The sequence below is a fragment of the Enterococcus sp. AZ020 genome (genome assembly GCF_050499205.1).
Taxonomy (GTDB): domain Bacteria; phylum Bacillota; class Bacilli; order Lactobacillales; family Enterococcaceae; genus Enterococcus_L; species Enterococcus_L dunnyi.
In genome coordinates this window covers 2,924,091-2,941,433 of the sequence record NZ_JBIPAT010000001.1, presented here as the reverse complement: position 1 = coordinate 2,941,433, position 17,343 = coordinate 2,924,091, and the positions used below count along the sequence as shown (strand labels likewise).

At 33.2% G+C, this 17,343-nt stretch carries 17 protein-coding genes; 1 reads left to right on the top strand and 16 read right to left on the bottom strand.

Features of this window, described 5'->3' with window-relative positions; genetic code table 11:
• Positions 1-911: 911 nt before the first annotated feature.
• Positions 912-2,030, top strand: a complete 1,119-nt coding sequence (locus tag IGI58_RS14095; protein WP_429952905.1) for a DNA cytosine methyltransferase — start codon at positions 912-914, stop codon at positions 2,028-2,030.
• On the opposite strand, the gene IGI58_RS14090 is transcribed toward IGI58_RS14095, so the two are convergent.
• The 16 genes from IGI58_RS14090 to leuC form a co-directional block, all read right to left on the bottom strand.
• Complete coding sequence (locus IGI58_RS14090) at positions 2,006-2,989, bottom strand: O-methyltransferase (RefSeq protein WP_429952906.1); 984 nt, start codon at positions 2,987-2,989, stop codon at positions 2,006-2,008. The two genes, IGI58_RS14095 and IGI58_RS14090, sit on opposite strands and share 25 nt — an antisense overlap.
• Positions 2,986-4,425, bottom strand: coding sequence for an ATP-binding protein (locus IGI58_RS14085; RefSeq protein WP_429952907.1), 1,440 nt, complete (start codon positions 4,423-4,425; stop codon positions 2,986-2,988). The genes IGI58_RS14090 and IGI58_RS14085 overlap by 4 nt, the downstream gene beginning before the upstream one ends.
• A gap of 274 nt (positions 4,426-4,699) precedes the next feature.
• The gene (locus tag IGI58_RS14080; protein WP_429952909.1) at positions 4,700-5,005 is read right to left on the bottom strand and encodes a DUF4176 domain-containing protein; all 306 of its coding nucleotides are present in this window, start codon (positions 5,003-5,005) and stop codon (positions 4,700-4,702) included.
• A 29-nt stretch (positions 5,006-5,034) separates the two neighbouring features.
• Positions 5,035-5,682: a DUF443 family protein gene (locus IGI58_RS14075; RefSeq protein WP_429952910.1), complete on the bottom strand. Its 648-nt coding sequence runs from the start codon at positions 5,680-5,682 to the stop codon at positions 5,035-5,037.
• Between the two features lie 153 nt (positions 5,683-5,835).
• Positions 5,836-6,465 carry a DUF443 family protein gene (locus tag IGI58_RS14070; RefSeq protein ID WP_429956328.1) on the bottom strand — a complete coding sequence of 210 codons (630 nt, stop codon included), beginning with the start codon at positions 6,463-6,465 and terminating at the stop codon, positions 5,836-5,838.
• 101 nt (positions 6,466-6,566) lie between these two features.
• On the bottom strand, positions 6,567-7,193 hold the full coding sequence (locus IGI58_RS14065; protein WP_429952912.1) for a DUF443 family protein: 627 nt from the start codon (positions 7,191-7,193) through the stop codon (positions 6,567-6,569).
• A 2-nt stretch (positions 7,194-7,195) separates the two neighbouring features.
• Positions 7,196-8,596 (bottom strand): hypothetical protein, encoded by a 1,401-nt coding sequence (locus tag IGI58_RS14060; RefSeq protein ID WP_429952913.1) that lies wholly within the window; start codon positions 8,594-8,596, stop codon positions 7,196-7,198.
• Positions 8,586-8,942, bottom strand: a complete 357-nt coding sequence (locus IGI58_RS14055) for a DUF3958 family protein (protein WP_429952914.1) — start codon at positions 8,940-8,942, stop codon at positions 8,586-8,588. Before IGI58_RS14055 ends, IGI58_RS14060 begins: the two co-directional genes overlap by 11 nt.
• A gap of 71 nt (positions 8,943-9,013) precedes the next feature.
• Positions 9,014-9,298: a TIGR04197 family type VII secretion effector gene (locus IGI58_RS14050; RefSeq protein WP_429952915.1), complete on the bottom strand. Its 285-nt coding sequence runs from the start codon at positions 9,296-9,298 to the stop codon at positions 9,014-9,016.
• A gap of 338 nt (positions 9,299-9,636) precedes the next feature.
• Complete coding sequence (locus IGI58_RS14045; protein ID WP_429952916.1) at positions 9,637-10,128, bottom strand: hypothetical protein; 492 nt, start codon at positions 10,126-10,128, stop codon at positions 9,637-9,639.
• 221 nt (positions 10,129-10,349) lie between these two features.
• Positions 10,350-11,630 carry a hypothetical protein gene (locus IGI58_RS14040; protein WP_429952917.1) on the bottom strand — a complete coding sequence of 427 codons (1,281 nt, stop codon included), beginning with the start codon at positions 11,628-11,630 and terminating at the stop codon, positions 10,350-10,352.
• A 231-nt stretch (positions 11,631-11,861) separates the two neighbouring features.
• Entirely contained in the window at positions 11,862-13,511 is a 1,650-nt protein-coding gene (locus IGI58_RS14035) for a hypothetical protein (protein WP_429952918.1), read from the bottom strand.
• A 2-nt stretch (positions 13,512-13,513) separates the two neighbouring features.
• Entirely contained in the window at positions 13,514-14,227 is a 714-nt protein-coding gene (locus tag IGI58_RS14030) for a hypothetical protein (protein WP_429952919.1), read from the bottom strand.
• Positions 14,228-14,595: 368 nt separating this feature from the next.
• The gene (locus tag IGI58_RS14025) at positions 14,596-15,351 is read right to left on the bottom strand and encodes a class I SAM-dependent methyltransferase (protein ID WP_429952920.1); all 756 of its coding nucleotides are present in this window, start codon (positions 15,349-15,351) and stop codon (positions 14,596-14,598) included.
• Between the two features lie 28 nt (positions 15,352-15,379).
• Positions 15,380-15,967: a 3-isopropylmalate dehydratase small subunit gene (leuD, locus tag IGI58_RS14020; protein ID WP_429952921.1), complete on the bottom strand. Its 588-nt coding sequence runs from the start codon at positions 15,965-15,967 to the stop codon at positions 15,380-15,382.
• Entirely contained in the window at positions 15,967-17,343 is a 1,377-nt protein-coding gene (gene leuC / locus IGI58_RS14015) for a 3-isopropylmalate dehydratase large subunit (protein WP_087639658.1), read from the bottom strand. Before leuC ends, leuD begins: the two co-directional genes overlap by 1 nt.

The window sequence follows — 17,343 nt, the reverse complement described above, 5'->3', positions numbered from 1 at the left end:
AGCTTCTTTTATTGTACCCAAATTCTGAGAAGATTTCCACAAAAATCTTTCCTTTGTGTATGATTTAGTTGTCGTGTGTATCTTGCTAGTCTATTGTCGACGGTATTGGGCTTTGCTCAATGCCGTTTTTTCTATCCTTGGAATTTAATGGAAAGGAGAAGAAAGTAATTTTGTGTCAAAACAATTGAATAAAACAAAAAAGGCACTCCATTCTTTGGCGGCAACCAAAAAATGAAGCCTTGTATGGACATCAACTAGCTATCTACACAAGTTGCCAATTTGCTAACGCCAAAGCGCTAGTTTCTTTATTGTACCTAATTTTTCGTTTAAATTCTAGATGGTTCTTGAATTTTTTGAAGGTTAGGTTCTTCCAAGAGAATCTGTGGGTTTGGTTTGGCTGATTGTGAACGGTATTGTATGTCGAATGGTAAAAAGTCGTTGAAGTTTTATGACTGGCTTTTTCTGCTGGGGGACTGCGATATCTTTTTTGTTTTATGTTGATCCGAGGCGGTAGGAATACAGCAAGGCTTGAATAGTCGTTCTTATCGTCGCTTCAAGGATCTTGCCCTAGTCAATGCGTAAATGTACGAAGGAATGAACAACGGCAGGAGCGAGTCTTGAGGGCTTATCCTGCTTATTTTGGAGGAGATGTGTGAATGGAAAAGCGAACGTTGTGTTTCAAGTTACGGACTCTATTACTTAAGTCTCTTTATTAATTCAAAAAGCATTTCTTACAATGATGAGCCCTCATTTCATAAAAGTTTTTAATGAAATCAAATTTCTTTATACACAAAATCTTTGATTTTTGTTAGAATAGATAAGATTGAGCTATATTCAATAAAGTTGATAATTTTTATTTGAACTCTTTATAAGGTATTCAAATAGGATAAAAAATATATGAGGTGCTATTCATGAACAATGATCCAAAAGTAATTGATTTATTTTCTGGAGTCGGGGGCCTATCATTAGGCGCCGCCAGAGCTGGTTTTAATGTTGTTGGTGCAGTTGATTCTGATATAAAAGCAATTAGTAGTCACTCTAAAAATTTTACATCTACTCAGCATTTATGCGAAAATATTCTTAAATTAAATGGAGAGCAACTACTTAAAAAATTTGGTGTTGAAAATATTGATGGAATAATTGGTGGGCCTCCTTGTCAAGGTTTTAGTAACATGGGCAAGCAAGACGTTAACGATGACAGAAACAAACTCTTTATTCATTTTTTTAAATTGGTCTCAGAAATTAAACCTAAATTTTTTTTAGCAGAAAATGTACCTGGAATTTTGAATAGTAAATATGATTCAATCAGAAATCATGCCTTTTCACAGATTAAGGATTATCATATTTTACCAGCTTTTAGTGTTAGCGGGGTTGATTATGGTGCTCCAACAACTAGAACAAGAGTATTTTTTATAGGTGTTTTAGATACTTTTAAAAATTCCATAAAAATTGATGACTTTGATGAAACAAAACTTGACTTGAAGTCTGTAATTCGAGTTAAAGATGCTTTAAATGGGTTACCCGAAAAAAATGAGTTTGAAGAATATAATATTAAAATAGAAGAAATTGTTTTTAACTCTTTTAGTTATTTCTTTTCAAGAGTCACAAATCATGTACCTAAATCTATGAATGGAGCATACCTACAAAGATACAAAGAAAAAAATATTGTGAATGGATTTAACAAAACCATTCACAATTCGGAAGTAAAACATCGATATTCTAAGTTAAAATGGGGAGAAACTGATAAAATTTCTAGATCTAAAAAGCTTGATCCATTAGGATTTGCCCCTACTTTAAGAGCTGGAACCGGATCTGATAAAGGAAGTTACCAAGCTGTAAGACCTATACACTATTTTGAAGATCGGGTAATTACGCCTAGAGAAGCTGCTCGCTTACAAGGTTTTCCTGATTGGTTTGAATTTGATAAAACTATTTGGCACAGTTTTCGTCAAATTGGTAATAGTGTATCACCCTTAGTTGCTGAAGGAGTTTTAAAGGTTGTATTTCAAAAACTTACTTCATTGAAATGAGGATATATTTGATAGTATTCTATATAATTTTGAAAATTTTCTTTTTTATTGTCAAATATATATTGAAATTCATCCCATATAGACTCTTCTGGATTAGATGTGGGTAACAACGAATTAATCTCCAAAATTTCTTTTGTAGTTAATGGAGGTATTGATATTTGTTCTGGGTTTCCCCAATAATATGTTTCATTCAGAGGTTTATTCATTTCACTAGTTAGCAGTTCGATTATTTCAGTTTCTTTTTCATGATCTTCTAAAATAATTAAAGTTAATGTCAACATTTTTTGTCCATCTTGATATATTGTTGATAGAAGCGGAAAAATAAACCTATGATCATATTTTGTTTCTGCTATAATAGAATAACTAGTCTTTTTTAAAGATTTTAACAGTAATAACGGGTATGTTCTAGTTGAAACTTCATCAACATCAATATCATTTGGTAAAAAACCTTCCAATCGATTACGCAATTCTTCAAGTCTCTTTTCTTGAATTTCAGGATGACCCAAGTCTTTAAAACCTAATGAGGATGAATTAGCATTTAATGTTATCCTAACTATATCGCCATCTTCAAGAACATTTAATATTGTCGAAAAATCTGAAAATTGTTCCCTTATATTACTTGGAGAAGTAAAATCCAACCAAACTATATAATTATTATGGACACGGCTAAACTCTGCTAAAAAATCACTACTATTAGTTGTTTTTATATCTATACATTTCAAAGGTTTATTGAATTCTGCACGTTTAGCTATATTAGGGTCACTTTCTAAAGATATCATTTCTTTAACTCCAAGCTTATTGTGTACAAGTTTAAAATCATCAAATAGATATGATCCAAAACCAATATAACAATAGTCTTTAAAATCTAAGACTTTTCCAAGTGTTAATAGTGTTTTTAAAAACATTTGTCTATCAATGAATTTATTTGGTCTAAGATGATAAAATGGTTGTCCCGTCATTTTTTCTTAGCTCCCTCCAGATACTCTTCATAGACAGTATCAAAGCACTTTTCTCCTATATCAGAAGCTGTTATTATTGTTTCGTCAGTTTCTTTAATATTAAAAAAATTACGAAGTGCATTGATTTGTTCATCTGGTTTAGAAAATCTAATATATTTTATTTTCTTTTCAATCACTGGAAAAGGTAAATCAGGTTTAAATGATTCTTCTTTTCTTTTTTCGATTCTTCTAGTATTTATCCCATACATTTTTTTATTTTCTAGTATCTCTGCAATTGGAACTTCAACTGTTTTTGATGAAAGACTTCTTTCTTCTTTAACTCTACCTTTCCATTTATTTGTGTACTGCGTAAACATTTTTAGTGCTTCTCTCATCTTATTTTTCACATCTGCATATATTGCTGATGATAAATCTATTCCTCTTTTGGTAGTTGTCATAGGAAGTTTGGAAGGGTCTGAACTTTCAAACATTACAACACCACAAATGCCAATAAATTGCGTATGATAGCTAGGTACTCCTGATTCTCCCCAACCAGTTATATGCGTCTTATCGTTATATAAAACTACTCGATCATTACAAGTAATTGTCCAACCAGCTTGAGCTGAAGTTCGTTTTCCTTCCATCACTTCTTCATCATCTTCAATACTCTGCATAGGCTTATAAAATCCCATTATCATTTTTACTAAGACTCCATCATAATCTTTTTCAAACACATAAGGTTTGATGGATTCCTTTTTGGCTATATCTTCTGCCACTAAAAAACCAAATGCAATAGGATCAACTTTTTTACCATTAAGGATGATAGTAAATCCTTTTCTCATAATGAAACTATAACTTTCTTTAATAGCTTGCGTTAACTCATCAACAAAGTTGCTTAATTGCCCAGTGTTTTTCCAACCTTCTAAAATGTTATCGTTTAATTGATTAATCAATATTTCAGTTCCGTTTTCTATGAGCTCATTCTTATCGATCTCTTCAATAGGAAAATCCCACTTTTCTTCAGTTGTCCATGTCTCGTTAATCTTAACTTGATATGCTTCCTCGTCATTCTTCGTTTTCACAACTGCTGACTTTCCCAATTTAAATATCGCTCTCTTCATACCAATCCCATATACTCCAACAGTGGGTAACTTTTCATTAACATCATTTTCTGGTGTTCTACCCATTCTAAAAGCATAGTTTTCAGCTACTGTTAAAGGTATACCTCCACAATTATCTCTTATCAGAAACGAATCGGATGTAATAGTAATTTCTGCTTTATACCCTTCATAATAATTGTCGTTAATATGTGCCGTAGAATTTAACTGCTTTTCTCTGACAACTCCATCCAGACAATTATCAAGCAAATCTAATATTGCATCATTCAAGTTAATGTCCCGTGTAAGCATTCCCACAAAAAATTGTTTAGTTGGAGACCCTGATGCTACTCTATTCATTCTTTTTTCCCCCTCTAATTAATATTTACTTAATTTTATCATATTAAATAAGTAAAATTTATTTTTTACACTAATTTCTATACAAATTTATGATCAGAATTCTACTATTTTACTCTTTCATTTTCTTTTCACTTGCTAAGAAAGATGGTAATAGTCACAAATAACTGTCTTTTTTCTATTTTTACAGATCCATCACATATTTCTTTATCAATTTCAGCTAACCTATATCGATCATTCATTGACTTGTAAACTTTCATACATCACCTACTAAGTCTTATCCTTGAAGATTCAAATTAGGTAATCCTTTCCTAACTGAATCACCCAAATTTTCAACGGATTTTTTATAAAGTTCTTCAAACCGTTCCTCGTCCTCATCACGATACCCTTCAAATATCACTTTATCGATATTGTCATCATTAAAATATAAAACTTGTTCTGGATTCATACCCAAAGGATAAACACATCCAGCATAATCATATAAGAATGACATCCCTTCTTTTTCAACGATCGGTCCTCTATTTATGATCATGACTTTCGTCCGTCCCTCTTTTAAATACACAATAGTTCCTAATGACTGCATTATTTTCAACACTCCATTCTTAGTATATTTTATTTATCTGTTCTATCCTCTTTTAAATTCATTATTTGAATATCATATTTAATGGGGGTTTGCATTGTCTGATTAGCAAAAATAAGGAATGAGTAAATCATCAAAAATATTACTAAGACAACTGGATTTCCACCAAAAATAAACATCTTAAACAACTCAATTAAAAATAAACTACTAATAATTAGTCCAATTGAGTATATTATCAAAGATTTTAAATTTACCCTAAAATATTTAAACAAGTCTACTCTAACTTTAATTGATGCCTTAACCTCGCCTTTATATAACCTTTTTCTAGATACACTCATTCTAAATATGAAAAGTGCAACTATAAAACTTATGATAAGTACTGTTAATAACTTCTCATTATCAGGATAAGGCTTTCCAATAAAATATTTAGCAGGTATTACTCGAATCATTACTATACTTAAAACCGCAGAGGTGATTACTAGTCCACCTTTACGATTAGTATGTTCTTTATCCTTGGTTTGAAAGCCTATCAGGTTTTCAATCTCATATCCATTCATTGGAAAAAGCCAAATAAGCCAAGGGAAAAAGATTGAAACAATATTAGTATCCGAATCGACAATATATGACTTATCATTTTTCATAAATAATCTATGTCTCTTATTATTCGTAGTTTCCAGCATGTCACCAGCTCCAGTTGGTTAAAGAATCCCAAGTACCTGCAATAATAATTCTATTTGTTTATCCATGTTATTAATCTAATAAAATGCTCTTAACATCATAGGTAAATTTTTTATATTGCATACTTATTAACTTGAACATCTATATTGCTTTTGTTAATTTTCATCTAAGAATTCAACTCGATCAATTTCATCAAATGGAAGAATCGTAGTGTTCACAATACTCAAGAGATAAATAATGGGAATGATTATTCCTAGTGTTAAAATATTCCCAAAATTTATAAAAATACTACTCATGAAATACAGAATACTGTAAAAGAAAAGCATCGCTAATCCAAATTTTAGTAAATAAACTGCTGCAGTACCTGAAAAATGAAATTTTACATACATCGGTTTTCCTTTTGAAATAAACTCATTTTTTTTTGATCTAATAAAATAACGTATAATCATTGTACTAACCCATATGAATAATAACGAAATAGACAATAATAATTTGTTGTCAAAATAAACTGTTTTCCAAAATTTTTCATCTAAAATTCCGACTAAAGAACTTGCTAACAAACTAGCAATTAATACTATTGATCCAAGTCTCCCTTGCTTCGGCCTAATTGATATGTTTTGCTGTAACGTTATTTCGTCCTCACTTAATAAGTAAGCCTTCATTGGTAAAAACCATACTAAGAATGGTAATAGCCACGTGATTTTTTTTGTATCTAAGTCTAATAAGTAGGTTTCATTTTCATAGATCAGGAATTTATATCGTTTGTTTGAGATATTTTTTATCATCGTGTTACCAACTCCTGTTTGCTTCTGAAAAACATATTTCTTAAAAATTCCATAATAGGTATTCTCAAAAAGGCTGATAGTATTATTGCTTACTAAATTAGTCATATCACTTCAAAAAACAGCAATTCTTCTTTTTCTGGAGGTAAAATTGTTGTATTAACAATTAGAATTAGATATTCAATCATACCAATGACTGGAATAAAAGTAATATTGAGGTATGATGTCAAAAAGATAACAATAAAATAAATCATGGTAACATAACATAGTACTATAACTAAAAATACTTTAATTGTATCTTTACTCTTAAAGCTTTTCGAAAATTTGAATCTGACTAAAACAGTTTTCTTGTCTAAAATCGGTACTTGATTTTTCTTGTATCTATAAAAATAACGGATAGATATGATTATTAGCATAGAGATAAACAATGTGATTCCTGCAATCCATTGAGGATTTGAAAATCTATTAAGATCTCCAAACCCTTTATTCGTCATCCTAATCAGAACACTAGCTAAAATAGAGGAAGACAATACGATTATTCCCGAAGGTTTTCTAGTTTTACTGTTTTCAATGAGAATAGGAATTTCTTTATCTATATATCCTCGGATTGGTAAAAACCATACTAAAAAAGGAAATAACCATGTTAGTTTATTACTATCCATGTCTAATAAAATTTTTTTACCATCATAAGTCAATTGTCTATATCGCTTATTTGTAGTTTTTACTATCACACTTACCAACTCCAATTAGTCAAAGAATTCCATGTACTTTCAACAGCACTACTAATTTGCCTCATTCCTGTTTCAAAATTCTTAATTTTTTCTCCACCCCAAGCTATGCCTTCGTCAATTTTATGCCCGACATTCTGTGCAATATCTTTCATTCCTAAAATATTTTTATTGAATGCCCAAGTTGTTACTGCACTTACACTAACAGCAACACCTATTGCAGCCCATCCGACAGGTGTTGAAACGCCAAGAGTGGTTAATACACCTAATGCTACTCCATTCAGCCCTAAAGATACTCCAGTCGTCACCGCAGACCCAGCAAAAGCTTGTCCAAACGAGTCACCCGAAGCAAGTCCTAAAACTGTACCAATTCCCATCCCTAAAACACTTGCTTTGGCAGTTGAACCTAAAAAGTCTGTTGTTGCCTTAAACGCTGTATTAGCAGAGCTTGTGAGTCCGGCAGTTATACTTTGATTAGCTGCGCTCATCCATGAGCCATAAGGTGCATTTCTATATAGCGTACCAAACATCAAACCAATGGAAATAGCAAGCTCGTCCCCGTTATGTTTTAATGTTTCTTCAATTGTTGATAAACTAAAATCAACAAACAATCCTTGTAAATCATTTTTATGATCTCTAAACCACTGAATGGCTTTTTCATCTAACGTCATAGAAGGATCTTTTTGTGCTAATTCATATATTTTGATTGCATTCTCCGGTGAATAAGGTAAGTTCATTAGGTTCTTCAATTTTTTCTGATTTGCTTTTTGATATGCTGTATTTACTTTCTTCGCCCAATCTAAATCCTTCCCCTTCGGAATCGAAAAAGTGCCACTTGCTGGATCAAAGCTTGAATTTGCCTGTTGTAAGCCCTGTGACAGTGTTGAATAAAAGGCATTCACTTCAGAAAAAATAGCTGGTGATGAACCATTGAACGCAAGTAATTTTTCTAGTTTTTTCTCCAAATCACGTTTCGTTGTCTCCAGAGAATTGATGATTCTTTGATTTGCCTGCTCTAATGGATTCGTTCCTGTTGGTAATTTAGGTAAATTTCGATTGATACTTTCCATATTCAGGATCGATGTATTTATTTGCTGGATTCGTCGCTCTAATTCATCTGATTTTAAATCAATACTATCAACGTCAGATGTATATCGATCCACAAATTTTTGACAGGCATCAGCTGTCATCTCTGCGCCAACTTCAGCACCTTGAACCAAGGGTTGTATCACAGCTGAAAAAAATTCTTTCGCAGAGTCATAGCCTTTGCTTGATAGTTCACCTGCACTAATAAATTGCTGATTACTTTGCAGTAAAGAACTATACCCTTGTGCTAATTGATTACAGGCACTTTTAACACTTGATGCTTGACTACGCGCTTGCCCTAGGTACATATCAATACTCATGTGCATCCTCCATTTCTTCCTTTGATTTTAGCTCTTGCCAGTATAATTCTTCTTGTTTATCTTCTAGCTCTCTTGTTTGTTTTTTTATTTCTTGTTGTTGCTCTTCTAAAAAGTCTTGGATTCCTCTGTTTTGCCAGTTGATTTCCTCTGACATATCTTGATAAAGCATCCCTGTTTGACTTTGAGCAAAGTCTTCTTGTAAGTCACTGAATAGTTGCTTTTGATAGAAAAAGTATTCTTCATAATTTTCTGCTGTTTGATTCATGTTTCGTTGTAAAGCTTCTATCTCATCTTTTTCACGTTCGATGTTTGTTTTTTCTAACTGGATTTCTTCAAGTTTAGACACCTTTTACTACTCCTTTCATCTAAAATATTCATTTATTTTTATGAAAAGATACTACTTATAAAATAGATATTTTACTGCAGCATTTGATTCGTTGAAATTTGAGCGATTTTTTGGTCAACCGCTTCAAATTCAGCAGCTACCGAACAAATATTGTTGCTTGCTTGAGTCACTGCTTGAACGAGCGATGTGTTAAATGTTGTCAGCTGTGTGATTGCTTGTTGTGCGTTACTATTTCCCGATACTGTTGTTTGCGTATCTTTGGTAATGGACGAGCCTTGATTTAAAGAGCCCAAAGACGATGCAATGGATGAAGCGACGGCTTGTGCTACGCCTGAATCACTTTTTATATTTGACATTTTTATCCTCCTTATTTAAAAATGAAGTATATTCGAGGACCGAAATAATAAAATGGCCTCTAATCTTTGAATAATTACTTATCTTCTTAATTGTAATTCGAAACTAACTCTGTGTAAATATATAATTTTCAAATGTTTTATCCACTTAATTAAATGGTTGTTATGAAATACTTTCTTTTTATTTGAAACTCCTTTATCAGCGTATACAAAAACAGGTGATTTAGAAAATATCGATTTCCCAAATTACCTGATTTCATCGTCTATTATTTTTCCTTCGTAATGTTAGTATCTGTTTTAATTTAAGATTATAGATCAAAAAATGTCTTCTTTTTAACCTACTACGAATTATCATACATTTCATTAAATATAAGCTTCAAATTCTTTATTACTTTTTTTTCATAATAGCTTTGCGTTTTACTATTCGCTACTTCTGAATTGAATTTTCTAATACTCAGTTTATTGTCATTTAAAATCTCTCCTGAAAGAATATCATCTATGCCAGGCTTATCCATATGAACTACAAAATGAATCGTTTTTCCTTTAGGAGCAATATCATATGAATAAGATATTGCGCCATCCTTTATTGTTAACTGTCTTACATCTCCAGTAATTAGATCTCTTTTATAAGTCATAGTATTTTGACTCTCATTCACTGTCTTTTCATCTTTAAGAAAGTCAGTTTTGTACAGCTGAAAAAATGTAGTGACTAAATCATTTTCTTTGTTATATATTTTCTTGAAGTCTTTCGGCATAAAGAAATTAAATAGAAGAAAAACTCCTAATATTAGACAGACTGAAATAATAGCTATAAATCGTTTATTAGTCTTCATTTCCCTGTCCCCTTAAATTGATCATTATAAATTATTATAACCTACTCGAACACCTCTATTGCTACCAAAATTCATTTTTAATAAAATGTTAAGTTTATATGTCGCATTCTTTTTTAACTTTTGAACTTAATCTAGTTATTTATAGTGAGGTATTAACCACAAATAAAAACAGGCAATCCAGAAAATAACCATTTTCCAAATCACCTGTTTCTATGACTATTCTATTTTTGAACTCTTATCAAATCCAATACATCTCGAGGATTCCCTACGTCTACACTAACGACTCTCGCTTGATCTAAAATTCCTTGTGTTAGTTGTCTAATTTTCTCTGGATCATTTGCATTCTCTGCTGTCATTTGCCAATGGCTTGGTACAGGGTATACAGTGATCGTTCCATTATGATTACTACTATATACCACTGAACCATCTGCCATTGCTGCACCTGAAAGTGAGATAACGTCTGTAGGATAACCAACACTTCCGGCATCATAAATATCGATTGGAGAACCTGCTGGAATTTTTTCAATATGCAGCTCCGATGGTTTCACGCCGATCAATGTCAACCACACACGAGCATATTCGATCTGGTCATCCGAATAGCCCAGAAGCATTTTATCATCACCTGTTGCTTGTTCTACCGCTTTATTGGCATCTGCTTTGGCTTTTTCTAGTGCGTTATTGACTTCTTGCTCTGCCGCTTTTTGCTGCTGCGTCAATGCATTGATTTGTCCTTGCGTATCGATCATCGCTTTCATTAAAATCAATTTGGCTGTAAAGGTCGTTTTCAGCTCTTCGTTTTTGACCTTTTCGATTTCTTTGTTTAAAGTATCATAGTTGCTTTGCTGAACGGTTTCCTTAGGCACATTTCCATCAAATGACTCGTTGAGTAATTTTTTGATTTTTTCAACTTGATCGACTTGTTCCGTCGCATTTTTTAGAATCGATTCGATTGCGTCCTGCCATTTTCCTTTTAGCTCCTTGTTGTCTTTGAGTTCATCTGTGACTGTGGTGATTTTATCTTTCGTCAAATCAACTGTGATCGGTAATTGATCTTTGACGTTATCGCCTTTCAGCGCTGGTTCTTTTGAGCTGAATAGTTCATTTGTCTTTGTTTGTATCTCTAATTTATCATTGGCTAAAGCTGTTTTTTTCTGTAGCTCTTGAATATTTGTTTCAGCTTTGTCGGCTGTGACTTTCTTGCCGTATTCACGTTTGATTTTTTCAATTTCTGTTTGTTTCTTTAACAGCTTTTCTTTCGTTTCTTTGATCGTTGCAGGTTTGATTTCTTTGTTTAGAAATTCTTGTTCGTCCTCGTAAAGTAATGCAACATCTTTCGATAACTCACCATCTTTTGCTGTTGTTTTTTCGATGACTGCGATTTCATTTTGCGCGGCGGTGATTTTTTTCTTTTCACTTGCTTGCTTTTGAAGTAAAACTGCACCGATGATCGCAAGAATCACCACAACTACACCGATCGAGATCCCCAAAACTTTCTTCTTCATTCCCCAAAACACTCCTGTCTCTCCAGCTTTTCTATTTTTACTACTTATTGATAGTTTATCATATTTATTTTATCTGCCTTACGAAAATCTCAACTGTAATTATAGATCGTCAAAAAAAACACTAATGAAACAAAACTATAAAAAATACTTATTTCACTAGTGTTTTCTATTTGAAAAATAAAATGTGTTTTGGAACACTGATTATACTTTATATTTTTCCTATTTCAAATATTAACCTGAAATATACTCAAAAAAGGCATTATAGGCACTGCTCCATATCTGTCTAGATCTTACATTACCAATATTTCTAAACTCTTTCAGCCCACTTTCTTCTTTTTCAAGAATCTGTTTAATGATATCAATACCATTTTCTTTCAATATTCGTCTTTGATATCTTGTGATATCTAGCTTATCAATTGGCTGCTGAAGTATATTATTAATTATTTCATCTTGCATTGTGTCACTTAAAACATTTTCAACAACCTCACTAATGTCCCCATATTTAGGTGAATTCATTGAATAATCCGTATATAGCTTAGGTGTTAGAATGTTCATTATTTTTATTACCTCTTCATAAGGTGAAGGATTATTAGCTACTAGTATTCCTATATTTAAAGCATATCGATCATAAATATTACTACGAACTCTAGTTGCCTCAGTGTGTAGATAAACAATCCCTGAATATTCCAAAATCTTAATTGCTTTTTTCACTGCCGCTGGCGCATCTTTATGTATACAAAAATAGCAAGTTGATCTAGCTGTATCTTCTTTGCTCATCCAACTATTGTTTTTTTGCAGCGTGTCTGAAATTACTACTTCTTCTATAAAGAGCCTTCCCCAATCAATATGTTTTGCTAATGTCGGATACAGATTAGAAATTTTTGTGTGTTCTGTCCATATATCTGATCGATAGAAGTCTTTAATTACTTCATTTACGGTTTTCCTATTAAGCATTTTGCTAAAGTTCTCTGTAGCTTTAGATAAACTTTTTAGTAAGAGTCTAGGGTTCCCACTGCAAGAAAAAATCAAAGAATTAAATAACTCTCCTTGTTTAACTAAGTTCGAATACAATTGAGAAGGAATCTGTTTCTCTACGATTTTTCTCATATTTGTCACATAATAACTATCTAAAACATCACGATTTATATCAATTACTTCAGCATCATGAAAAGCTTGAAAAGTTCCAAAATATGATAGTCCAGGATAAACTGCAGCTTTGCAAGAAATGTAAGGGCTCCTTAAATCCCTAAAGAAAGAGAAAAATTGTCTTTGTTGCTCTGGCATAAAATTATGACAAGCTTCATCAAAGAAAAAAACCATTCTATCTATTTCATTATCAATAGATAAATCCTCTATCAAACCATGAAAATATTCAATGTCATCAAATAGATTAAGCTCTTCTGTAACTTCTTGAGCAAGTAATTCTAATCGTTTATTGTCAGTTTTGGTTATTTTCTCAAGTTCTTTTTGAAATTCTTCAATTTTTTTTATTGTGGATTCGTTCTCATTACTTATTTCTCTATCGTAATAGTTACTAATCACTGATTTATCTGAAAAACCATGGCTTTTCAGTTTTCTTCTTAAAGCAAATAAGATTTTTGACATCATCCAATATGTAAAATATTCACTATTTACAAGCCGTGACTCTTTAAAACTTACGAATATGGGCAATATTCTATCAATTGAAAATTTATCATCTAATTCCTTTTCAGCAACCCTCATTAATAACGTCTTTCCATTCCCTCTGCTCCCATTTAATAGTATTGGCGATTTAGATTTCAAGTTTTCAATTATTTTTCTTTCTTGCTCAGAATCTATATAATAATTCTGATATTCACCTTTTTTCATATCTTCAGTTCTATATACTATTTCAGCTGACATTGTTATATCCCCTTTAGATCATATTTCTTTAATTTTTCATTGTATTCTTCGGTTAACTCGACATTAAAGTCGTTATCTTCAATATACAATCGCTCGATATTTTTTTTGAATCTAATAGCTTGAACAACGTATATTAGATCTGCTACCCTAGAAAATTCCTTATAAAAGTCATCATACTTATCTTCATCGTATCCGAATTGGCTTGCACCCTGTATTGACATCATATAGTCATATTTTCCATGAGTATATTCAGAACATTTTCTATAGGCTTCCTTTATATCTTGAATAATAGCTTTAAATTTTTCCTTCTCTTTTTTCCCATAAAATATAGAAAAATAATCTATATCAATAAAGGCATTTTCCCCAAATAACCTTGACCATGAAACGTCTTTCTTGTTATCCTTCCAACAGATATAATCATAATTATTATCAATAAAATAAATGAATAACATACCTAATTCCAAGGCACTTCTTAACGTGGCATACGCAGTTCTATATATTCCAAGACTTGCCAAATAATTTGCTACCAATAAATCCATTTGTACTTCATTCATTACTTTAAAAGCATCATGCTCTTTGTAAATAGTTTTAATAATTTCAAATTCCTCTAATACAATATTAAAATGATTAATTTGATTTCCGTTTTTTTTTAGTGTCTCACTAAAAATTCCATCAAAATTTTCTTGTAAATCCATATAATCTTGCTTAATCCCCATCAAAAATTATCTCCTAACATCAAAACCTTTAATTAACATAGATTAAGACATATTATACCAAATGTTCGTGTTCATTTCTAATTAAAGTTTTTAGAAATTGTATGTATCTATCTTATCATTCTTAAAAAAGAAGAAAATTACGTGAAATATTTTTATTTATAAGTTGATAACATGCAAAATTACTACTCTTTATTTTTAAACAACTCTTTTTTATTTATATTAGTCAAAATAGACATTTGTAGATTTATATTTCATATGAAAAATCTAATTCAATTTTTATAAACTTTTTTATCAAGCAATTATCCACGTGAAAAAACAAAAAGGGACTATCAAAAACTGATAATCCTTTTATAAATAAATTCTTTATCTTATAACAGATTCCTTTTAACTGCGTGGATTCTCAATCTGCGGTAATCGGCTTCCCAATGATCTTCTTTCCATAAAACAGGTTTTAATTTCTGATCCATGTTTTCGAGAACTATTTCTTTTTGTTCTAGGGTCAGTTCTGCTAACTCGTTCGGATAAAATTGTTCCATCCATTGACGTAACCCAAAAGCACCTTCTTTTAATGGTGTCGGTCGCTCATATTCTAACATTTCGATGCGATCAAAATGGTTTTTTTCAAGTAATTTTTGATAGTCTTCGGATGAAGTAAAGCAAAACGGTTCCTCTAAAGAAATCTCATACGCAGCTAACTCTTCACGAAAAGCATCTCGAATAGCTTGAACATTGCCAACCGCACCAAATTCACAAATCAACTCACCACCATCAACCAAAAGCTGATAAATATTTTGAAGCAAACGATCTTGATCTGGAATCCAATGAAAAACAGCGTTTGAAAAAGCAATGTCATAAGAGTCAAATCCTGTCACAGGCTCTAAAATATCTCCCTTTATAAATGACAACTCTGGAAATTTATTCGTCGCTTGCGTGATCATTGCTTCGGATCGTTCAATGCCTGTTACGCTGTGACCTAATGCTGCAATTTGCTTAGTCAATTCTCCTGTACCGCTACCAATATCGATCACTCGCTTTGGCTCCTTGGGTAATAATTCTAATAAACCAGCACCATATTTAAAGATAAAATCATGCGTGGTATTGTATTTTTTTGCATCCCAGTCCATCTGTCCCCTCTTTTCTCTACCGATGTACTTACTGCCAATAAGCAGGAATTTTCGCTTCATAAGCCGTGATTTCGTCAGCATGGCCCAAGCTAATGGCAATATCATCTAAGCCATTCACCAGCTTATGCTTCCATGTGCCATCGATCTCAAATGTATACGTCGCATTAGGTGTGATGACTTGCTGGTTCGGCAGATCGATCGTGATCGTTTCATCTGCTTTGAGCTGTGCCAAAGCTGTTAATTCTTCCCGCTTTAAAACGATCGGCAGCAAGCCGTTTTTAGTCGCATTCATATAAAAGATATCGCTGAAGCTTCCGGCGATGATCGCTCTAAAACCATAATCTGCTAATGCCCAAGCCGCGTGTTCTCGAGATGATCCTGAACCAAAGTTATCGCCGGAGATCAGAATCGTTGCTTCTTTATATTGCGGTTCGTTTAAGGTAAAGTCAGGATTTGGTGTACGATCTGGCAAATAACGCCATTCATCAAATAGAAATTCCCCAAATCCTGTTTTTTCGATGCGTTTCAGAAATGATTTGGGAATGATCTGATCCGTATCGATATTATCATTCATCAGCGGAACCGTGGTTCCTGTATGTTGTGTAAATGCCTCCATTATGCACCAAGCTCCTTTCGAATATCCACAAATGTTCCTTCAAGTGCAGCTGTTGCGGCCATTGCGGGGCTGCAAAGATGCGTTCTAGCCCCTTTTCCTTGACGGCCTTCAAAGTTTCGGTTTGAAGTGGAAGCACAATGAACACCTGCTGGTACTTGATCTGGATTCATGCCCAAACACATTGAACAGCCTGGTTCACGCCATTCAAAGCCGGCTTCTGTGAAAATTTTATCCAAACCGATTTTTTCTGCTGCTTTTCGAACAGGTCTGGACCCTGGTACCACGATTGCTGTGATCCCCTCTTTGACTTTTTTACCTTTGACGATTCGAGCAGCCTCTTCCAAATCAGATAGTCGACCATTCGTACAAGATCCGATAAACACATAGCCGATCTCAATATCAGATGGGCGTTGTCCCGGTTTAAGATCCATATAATTATAAGCACGTTCATCATTCATATCTTTGATTTCTGGGAAAGTCCCTGTAACTGGAATGCCCATTTCCGGGTTTGTGCCCCAAGTAATATATGGCACAAGTTCATCTGCATTCAATTCTAGATCCACATCGTACACCGCATCAGGATCACTTGGCAGTTTTTTCCAATCCGCGATCGCTGCTTCCATATCTTCCGGCGCATATTCTCTACCGCGCACGTACTCAAAGGTTTTTTCATCCGGGGCCATCATCCCCATTTTCGCACCGCCTTCGATCGCCATGTTACAAATCGTCATTCGTTCTTCCATTGTCAGGCTTTCGATCGTTTCGCCATAGAATTCAACAGCATAGCCGACACCGAAATCAACTCCGTATTTTGCGATCAACGCTAGGATGATATCTTTTGCATACACGCCTTTTGCTAATTTCCCTGTGATTTTCACGCCCATCGATTTGGGCTTGTTTTGCCAAATACATTGTGTAGCAAAAACATGTTCGACTTCACTCGTCCCAATACCAAAAGCTAATGCACCAAAAGCACCGTGTGTTGCGGTATGAGAATCACCACAAACAATTGTTTTTCCCGGCTGAGTCAAGCCAGTTTCCGGACCGACCATATGAACGATCCCTTGACGGTCGCTGCCGTTATCACATAGCGTGATGCCGAATTCGTCACAGTTTTTTTGAAGTGCTTCGATTTGTTTTTTTGCTACTAGGTCTGTGATATTGAAGATATCTTTTGTTGGAACATTATGATCCATCGTAGCAAATGTGCGATCTGGTCGACGGACTTTCCGCCCTGCTTCTCTCAATCCTTCAAATGCTTGCGGCGACGTCACTTCATGAATCAAATGAAGATTGATATAAAGCAGCTGCGGTTCGCCTTCTTTCCCGCTGACCACATGTTGTTCCCAAAGCTTATCAAATAATGTTTTTCCCAT

What these genes read in the sequence shown, in the direction of transcription:
- IGI58_RS14095 (WP_429952905.1), top strand. Translation starts at nt 912, where the DNA reads ATGAACAATGATCCAAAAGTAATTGATTTATTTTCTGGAGTCGGGGGC.
- IGI58_RS14090 (WP_429952906.1), bottom strand. Translation starts at nt 2,989, where the DNA reads ATGACGGGACAACCATTTTATCATCTTAGACCAAATAAATTCATTGAT.
- IGI58_RS14085 (WP_429952907.1), bottom strand. Translation starts at nt 4,425, where the DNA reads ATGAATAGAGTAGCATCAGGGTCTCCAACTAAACAATTTTTTGTGGGA.
- IGI58_RS14080 (WP_429952909.1), bottom strand. Translation starts at nt 5,005, where the DNA reads ATGCAGTCATTAGGAACTATTGTGTATTTAAAAGAGGGACGGACGAAA.
- IGI58_RS14075 (WP_429952910.1), bottom strand. Translation starts at nt 5,682, where the DNA reads ATGCTGGAAACTACGAATAATAAGAGACATAGATTATTTATGAAAAAT.
- IGI58_RS14070 (WP_429956328.1), bottom strand. Translation starts at nt 6,465, where the DNA reads ATGATAAAAAATATCTCAAACAAACGATATAAATTCCTGATCTATGAA.
- IGI58_RS14060 (WP_429952913.1), bottom strand. Translation starts at nt 8,596, where the DNA reads ATGAGTATTGATATGTACCTAGGGCAAGCGCGTAGTCAAGCATCAAGT.
- IGI58_RS14050 (WP_429952915.1), bottom strand. Translation starts at nt 9,298, where the DNA reads ATGTCAAATATAAAAAGTGATTCAGGCGTAGCACAAGCCGTCGCTTCA.
- IGI58_RS14045 (WP_429952916.1), bottom strand. Translation starts at nt 10,128, where the DNA reads ATGAAGACTAATAAACGATTTATAGCTATTATTTCAGTCTGTCTAATA.
- IGI58_RS14040 (WP_429952917.1), bottom strand. Translation starts at nt 11,630, where the DNA reads ATGAAGAAGAAAGTTTTGGGGATCTCGATCGGTGTAGTTGTGGTGATT.
- IGI58_RS14035 (WP_429952918.1), bottom strand. Translation starts at nt 13,511, where the DNA reads ATGTCAGCTGAAATAGTATATAGAACTGAAGATATGAAAAAAGGTGAA.
- IGI58_RS14030 (WP_429952919.1), bottom strand. Translation starts at nt 14,227, where the DNA reads ATGGGGATTAAGCAAGATTATATGGATTTACAAGAAAATTTTGATGGA.
- IGI58_RS14025 (WP_429952920.1), bottom strand. Translation starts at nt 15,351, where the DNA reads ATGGACTGGGATGCAAAAAAATACAATACCACGCATGATTTTATCTTT.
- leuD (WP_429952921.1), bottom strand. Translation starts at nt 15,967, where the DNA reads ATGGAGGCATTTACACAACATACAGGAACCACGGTTCCGCTGATGAAT.
- leuC (WP_087639658.1), bottom strand. Translation starts at nt 17,343, where the DNA reads ATGGGAAAAACATTATTTGATAAGCTTTGGGAACAACATGTGGTCAGC.